The 6,044-nt window shown below is 55.1% G+C and carries 7 protein-coding genes; 5 read left to right on the plus strand and 2 right to left on the minus strand.

The genetic code is table 11. The features are described 5' to 3' along the window. Nucleotides 1-22 precede the first annotated feature (22 nt). From Q1A89_RS22895 to Q1A89_RS22905, 3 genes are read left to right on the plus strand one after another with little or no spacing between them, the layout of a single operon-like run. Nucleotides 23-478: a nuclear transport factor 2 family protein gene (locus Q1A89_RS22895; RefSeq protein ID WP_299733981.1), complete on the plus strand. Its 456-nt coding sequence runs from the start codon at nt 23-25 to the stop codon at nt 476-478. Continuing rightward, nucleotides 471-1,319 carry an ergot alkaloid biosynthesis protein gene (locus tag Q1A89_RS22900; protein WP_299733983.1) on the plus strand — a complete coding sequence of 283 codons (849 nt, stop codon included), beginning with the start codon at nt 471-473 and terminating at the stop codon, nt 1,317-1,319. Before Q1A89_RS22895 ends, Q1A89_RS22900 begins: the two co-directional genes overlap by 8 nt. A 28-nt stretch (nt 1,320-1,347) precedes the next feature. Then, the gene (locus Q1A89_RS22905; protein WP_299733985.1) at nt 1,348-2,088 is read left to right on the plus strand and encodes an SDR family oxidoreductase; all 741 of its coding nucleotides are present in this window, start codon (nt 1,348-1,350) and stop codon (nt 2,086-2,088) included. Between the two features lie 369 nt (nt 2,089-2,457). Here Q1A89_RS22905 and Q1A89_RS22910 read toward each other — a convergent pair whose 3' ends face one another. After that, nucleotides 2,458-2,664 carry a ParD-like family protein gene (locus Q1A89_RS22910; protein ID WP_299733987.1) on the minus strand — a complete coding sequence of 69 codons (207 nt, stop codon included), beginning with the start codon at nt 2,662-2,664 and terminating at the stop codon, nt 2,458-2,460. A gap of 81 nt (nt 2,665-2,745) precedes the next feature. Between Q1A89_RS22910 and map the strand changes: the two genes are divergently transcribed. Then, nucleotides 2,746-3,612, plus strand: coding sequence for a type I methionyl aminopeptidase (map, locus tag Q1A89_RS22915; RefSeq protein WP_299733989.1), 867 nt, complete (start codon nt 2,746-2,748; stop codon nt 3,610-3,612). Between the two features lie 154 nt (nt 3,613-3,766). Here map and Q1A89_RS22920 read toward each other — a convergent pair whose 3' ends face one another. Then, nucleotides 3,767-5,284 carry a winged helix-turn-helix domain-containing protein gene (locus Q1A89_RS22920; RefSeq protein WP_299733991.1) on the minus strand — a complete coding sequence of 506 codons (1,518 nt, stop codon included), beginning with the start codon at nt 5,282-5,284 and terminating at the stop codon, nt 3,767-3,769. 84 nt (nt 5,285-5,368) lie between these two features. Here Q1A89_RS22920 and Q1A89_RS22925 point away from each other — a divergent pair, with 84 nt between their 5' ends. Then, a complete protein-coding gene (locus Q1A89_RS22925) occupies nt 5,369-5,815 on the plus strand; it encodes a DUF302 domain-containing protein (RefSeq protein ID WP_299733993.1) in 447 nt (148 codons plus the stop codon). Nucleotides 5,816-6,044 lie beyond the last annotated feature (229 nt).

A 6,044-nucleotide genomic window follows, 5' to 3' on the forward strand; every position in this document is an offset into this window, starting at 1 on the left:
CATCGAAAAAGGAGACTTGTCAATGACTGTTGAGCAAACCCGTTTTGAAGGTCTGACTGACATATTGCGAGAAGGCCTTGGCCAGCGGATCGACCCTACCGCCGAAAGCTTTCTCGACATGTTCGCAGAGGATTGCGTGTTTGAGGCACCTTATGCACCCCCTGGCTTCATCAAGCGCATCGACGGGCGCGATGCGTTGGCGCGCTACTTGAAGGTTTTGCCTGATCTCATTCGCATCGACGACTTTTTTGACCTGCGTGTCAGCGAGATGGCAGACCGCAACAAAGTTGTTCTGGAGTTTTCCGGCAGCGGCGAAGGGCGCACTGGCGCGCCCTATGATCAGAAATGGATCTCCGTCATCGAAACACGGGACGGAAAGATCATCTACTACGCTGACTATTGGGACCCGCGCATCACGCTAGCCGCGACCGGAGATGCCGTGCCCAATCCTGAAGGGAAAGGATTTACCCGTGCGTAACACCATCTTGATCACCGGCGGAACCGGAACAACCGGTCGCCGCATATCCGCACAGCTTGCTGCCCGCCGCCTTGACCATCGCGTCGCTACACGTCGTCCCAAAGCGGCACACGACATACGCTTTGATTGGAGCGATGAGACCTCTTGGGCTGCGGCGTTGGAAAGCGTTTCAAGCATTTATCTGGTCTCGCCAAGCGGCGTCGCCGAGCCTCTTCCCGCGATGATCCCATTTATGGAATTGGCCATCCGCATAGGCGTGAAACGATTTGTGCTTCTTAGCGCGTCTTCGCTCGCAGCAGGCGGGCCGATGATGGGCGCTGTTCATGCCTGGTTGCGCGATCGAGCACCGGAATGGGTTGTTCTACGCCCGACATGGTTCATGCAGAACTTTTCGGAAGGGCAGCTGCTTGCGCCAATTCGGGATCAAGGCGCAATCCATACCGCGACCGGTCGCGGTCGGGTCGGCTTCATCGACGCCGAAGATATCGCGGCGGTCGCCGTCGAAGCATTGTCTCAGAACGCGTTTGCGTCCGGCGATCTCATCCTGACCGGCCCTGCTGCACTCAGTTATGACGACGTGGCGAAAATTCTGACCGAGGTGACAAAGAACCCGATCACTCATCATAATCTCAGCGAAGCAGAGCTATCGGCACGGCACATGGCAGCGGGTTTACCAGAAGCCTATGCGACAACGCTTGCCGCCATGGACACAAGTATTGCCAAGGGCTCAGAAGACCACGTCACCGACAACGTTTTGCGCATTACCGGCCGTCAGCCATCCAGTTTGGCAGACTTCGCGGCCCGTCGCAAAGCCGTCTGGCGTACGCAAGTCGGGGCATAGGCCATCCCAACACATTAGGAAAATCGACATGGAAAATCCGACAAACAGAACAGCACTTGTCACCGGCGCGTCCCGTGGCATCGGTGCTGCCATCGCACTGCGCCTCGCAGCCGACGGGCTGAATGTTGTTGTCAACTATGCGGGCAATCAAACCGCTGCCCAAAAGGTCGTTGACGAAATCAAAGCCGCGGGTGGGCACGCCATCTCCGTAAAAGCCGATGTCTCGGACCCAGCCGAAGTCGCGCACCTGTTCGAGGCAGCTCAAGAGAAATTTGGTGGTGTCGATGTACTTGTGAACAATGCTGGCATTATGAAACTTGCCTCTATCGCCCAAAGCGATGACGCACTGTTCGACAGTCAGGTTGCTGTAAATCTGAAAGGGACATTCAACACGTTGCGCGAGGCAGCGGACCGTCTTCGCGACGGAGGTGCTATCATCAATTTCTCCTCAAGCGTTGTGGGGCTAAAGCTTGATACCTATGGCGTCTATGCAGGCATCAAGGCTGCGATAGAGGTCATGACGTCAATCTCGGCCAAAGAATTGCGAGGTCGCGCGATCACTGTGAACGCAGTCGCGCCCGGACCGACTGCGACGGACCTTTTTCTCGTAGGAAAACCCCAAGAGGTCGTGGACCGGATGGCAAAAATGGCCCCGCTTGAGCGATTGGGCACCCCAGCAGACATTGCAAGCGTGGTGGCATTCTTGACCGGTCCCGATGGTGCTTGGATCAACGGCCAGACCATACGCGCGAATGGCGGAATTGTGTGAGAAAGGCCGCGCATTGACGAACGTCAAATTATCACCGCTCGGAAACGCCTCCTGGATGCATGGCAGCATTGCGTTATCGTGCCTTGTGTGGGGTTCGGTCCTGAATATGTACCTCACGGTATCAGATTAAGTAATCTGACAGACTGGAGGTGGTTCAATGAAAAAGATCGACGTAAAACAAGACTATAAACGGTCAAAGTTCCTGATCATCGCGATGGTGTTACAGATTGTCATGGTATGGATTTTCATGGCTATTTATCTGGCGTGGTTGAACTGACCGCCAAGACGGAGATAGAACGGGTTAGGTTCTCTTCCACAGTACCGAAACGCCGCCAAATCCATCGGATGGCGATGCCTAGAATTTTCCACTTATGCCGCAGCAAAATCGGATAGTTCCAAGTCCGCGTCCTTGAGTTGCCGTGCAATAATCTCATTAAAAGTTTGAGTTGGGTTGGTCTCAGCGAGCATCCCGACTCTTATCCAAAACTCCGCTTGGGCGTTGATCGACCGGCACATCACAGTGCTTGCCTTACGAATATCCTCATGTAGCCCGTCTTCAATCTTGACGATGCCCATCGTTAAGCCTCCAATTCCATTATACGAAACATATACGAATCGTATATAACCTCTAGATCGACTAAACGTATAGGACGTCAAATGGGCAGTTATATCAACGTCGCCGTTGCGCCCCCCGCGCAAGATGCACGCAGGACTGAAAGCATCAAACTTTATGGGACGGATGCGTTTGAGGGGATGCGTAATGCGGGCAGCTTGACTGCGGCGTGCTTGGACGGTGTCGCTGACCTCATAGCTCCCGGAGTTTCGCTATCCGAGATCAACAGCTACGTGCTGGACTTCGCGGCATCGCATAGCGCAGTTCCTGCGACCCTCGGGTACAAGGGCTACAAATACGCCTGCTGCACCTCAGTGAACCACGTGGTTTGCCACGGATTTCCGAATGAGAAAAGGTTGCGCGACGGTGATATCGTCAATGTCGATGTCACCCTGATCCTTGATGGCTGGCACGGCGATTCAAGCCGGATGTATGCGATCGGCAAGCCGAAACGCGCAGCAGAACGACTGATCCAGGTCACCCATGAAGCGATGATGCTTGGGATCAAAGCAGTACGTCCTGGCGCACGGCTCGGCGACATTGGTCATGCAATCCAATCCCATGCACAATCGAAACGTTGCTCGGTCGTGCGGGACTTTTGTGGGCATGGCATTGGACAGGTGTTTCACGACACGCCCAACATCCTTAATTTTGGTAATGCTGGCGAGGGGCTAGAGTTGCGCGAAGGTATGATTTTCACAGTCGAACCCATGGTCAATCTGGGGCGCCGGGAGGTCAAAACGCTAGCTGATGATTGGACCGCTGTAACTCGCGATAGATCGCTGTCAGCTCAGTTTGAACACTCGATCGGAGTGACAGCGGATGGCTTCGAGATATTCACGCGATCAGCCAAGGGTCTTCACGCACCCGGCGTTACACTCAAGGAAGCATCTGCTGAGGACGGCCCTTAAGAGACATTCATCGTGCACTCTCGTCGCTGCACTGCGGCCCGTCAGAGGAGACATTCGCCGCAGCCGCGCAGTCTTGAAGTTCGCGAACAAGCAATGTGCGCGACAATCCGACCGTTGATGTAGCACAAGCGAAAGTCCGCTCCGCCCAAAAAGCTTAATGCAATCCAGCACCCGAAAGTGCTGCCGTCAGCGCATCCACTTCTTTCTGAACAGGATACGGGAACATGCGCTTTGAGTGGGCAAGGCTGTACTTGGGTGCAATTTCCTTGATCCTCGTGACCTCGTGCTTTGCGCCCTCGGTGTCACCGATCTCCCAAAGACCGCGCACCAGTTGGACCCGCGCCGGAACGAAACGAGGGACACGATCGAGCACAGATTGAAAGTGCCCTATGGCGGCCTCCTGCTCCCCCAACAAAAGGTGGCGATGGCCCTGTGGGAATTCCCAACTGGGCGGCAGAAAGCTGTCTTTCGAAAATACAGTCTCCAGAAGTGGTCCTGCGTCTTGCGGACGTGCGAGGCGGTTCATTGTCTCGCCGTAGGCCAGATAGACCTCGGGGTTTTCTGGGTCGCGCGTCATGGCGGCGTCGAAGGCAGCGATGGTTTCCTCAGGTCGCCAAAGATACCCAAGCACCCATCCGAGACGCGCATATCCGAGTGCCGCATTATCGTCTCGCCTGATGGCTTCGCGCGCAAAACTCTCAGCTGCATCCAGCGTTTTATCACTGCCGGGCAATCCAAAGACATAGAGCGTCGTGCGGCAATAGGCCTGCTGCGCATAGGCGTTGGCGAAATCAGGATCCAGTTCAGTCGCCCTCGCAAAGTGCGAAAGTGCTTCGACAAAGGCCTGAGGTTCATAGCGAAAATATGCGTAACGGCCTTTTTGATAGGCATCATATGCCTGTGAACTGAGGGTGCCGCGCCGCTGTCTGGCAGGCCGGGTTTGATCAGGAGCAATCACGGCAAGCAACCGGTCTGCGATCAGATCATGACCCGCTAAAAGGCTTTCCTGAGACAGATCAAACCGCTCGGCCCAGATTTGCTGCTGACCAGTTCTATTCAAAATGGCTACGCTCACGCGGTTGCGCGACCCACTTTCTCGGATGCTGCCATCAATGATGTGCGTAACGCCGTATATGTCCGCCGGTACGGCATCTCCCAGCGCTTGGATCGTGTTATAAGACAGCACTTTCAATGCATCGTGTCGCGACAGGCTGTGGATCAGATCTTCTGTCAGGCCGTCTGCAAGATAATCGAGCGCGGCGCGCTGTCCGATGGACCGGAAGGCACGAACAAGGACAGTTGGAAGCGGCTCCGAGGCTTTTTCGGGATTTCTCGAAATCGCATCCGCGACAAAGCGAAATCCGCGTCCGTGGATCGTCTTGACGATACGGTCATCGCGGTCGGTATCGCCAAGCGCAATCCGAACAGCTTTGATCGCCCCAGAAATCGCCCAGTCACTGATCGCTCGCCCTTGCCAGATCGCTTCAACCAAATCGTCCTTGGAGACAACGCGGTTTCTGTGACGGATAAGAAAGATCAAAACGCGCAGGCTTTGCGGCTCAATCGCAACTGGGACTTGGGAATGTGTGAGCTCAAAGGTCGCTTCATCAAGCGTAAATGAACCAAAACTCCAGATTTGGGCGTCACGTCGGTTCAGGATGCATTCCTCCAAAAATCCTCCAGAAACCGCGGTTTACGAAGCTTACGCAGTGTCCAGTCCAGACATCTTCGGACATTGAACACTGAGGAGACAAACATGAAAACACTTATCCCACTAGCTTTTATCGCAGCAACATCCGCAGGGACCGCCATGGCAGAACGCATCAATGTGGCAAGCAACGCCAACGTCGCAACTTCGGTGGAGCGGTTGAAAGACGCCGTTGAAACCGCAGGCGCGCGGGTATTCAACACGATCGACTTTGCTGCTGGTAACGCGTCGGTCGGCGAGGACCTGCGTCCTACAACGGTCGTGATCTTCGGCAGCCCCAAAATTGGGGCGAGCGCTTTGCAAACAGGCCAAACTATGGCTCTGAACCTGCCGCTTCGGATTTTGTTTTTTGAAGATGCCAACGGTCAAACCTGGGCGACCTATGATGACCCAACAGCCATCGCACCTTCCCATGGTCTTGCCTCAGATCATCCGGCCGTTTTGGCAATGAAGGGCGCATTGGAGAAATTCTCGGCTGCTGCAACTGGAGAATAACAACAAACTAAGCGGTGAAGCCTCCGCGCTTCACCGCTCCGACCATTCGCGAGCGCCGCAGAAATTGGAAGTCTGGGCTCACTGCCGCCATCGGAGCAAGCAAAGCATTATTCTGGCAAGCCCAGACTCCGGCGATGTGGACGGCCCAAAGGGGATGAGGTGGGTGGCTCCTGCTCCACCGGCATCGAGTGTGCCAAAGTGCAGTTATCAACGACTGCTAGGAAAGGAG

The sequence above is a fragment of the uncultured Tateyamaria sp. genome, from assembly GCF_947503045.1.
Taxonomy (GTDB): Bacteria; Pseudomonadota; Alphaproteobacteria; order Rhodobacterales; family Rhodobacteraceae; genus Tateyamaria.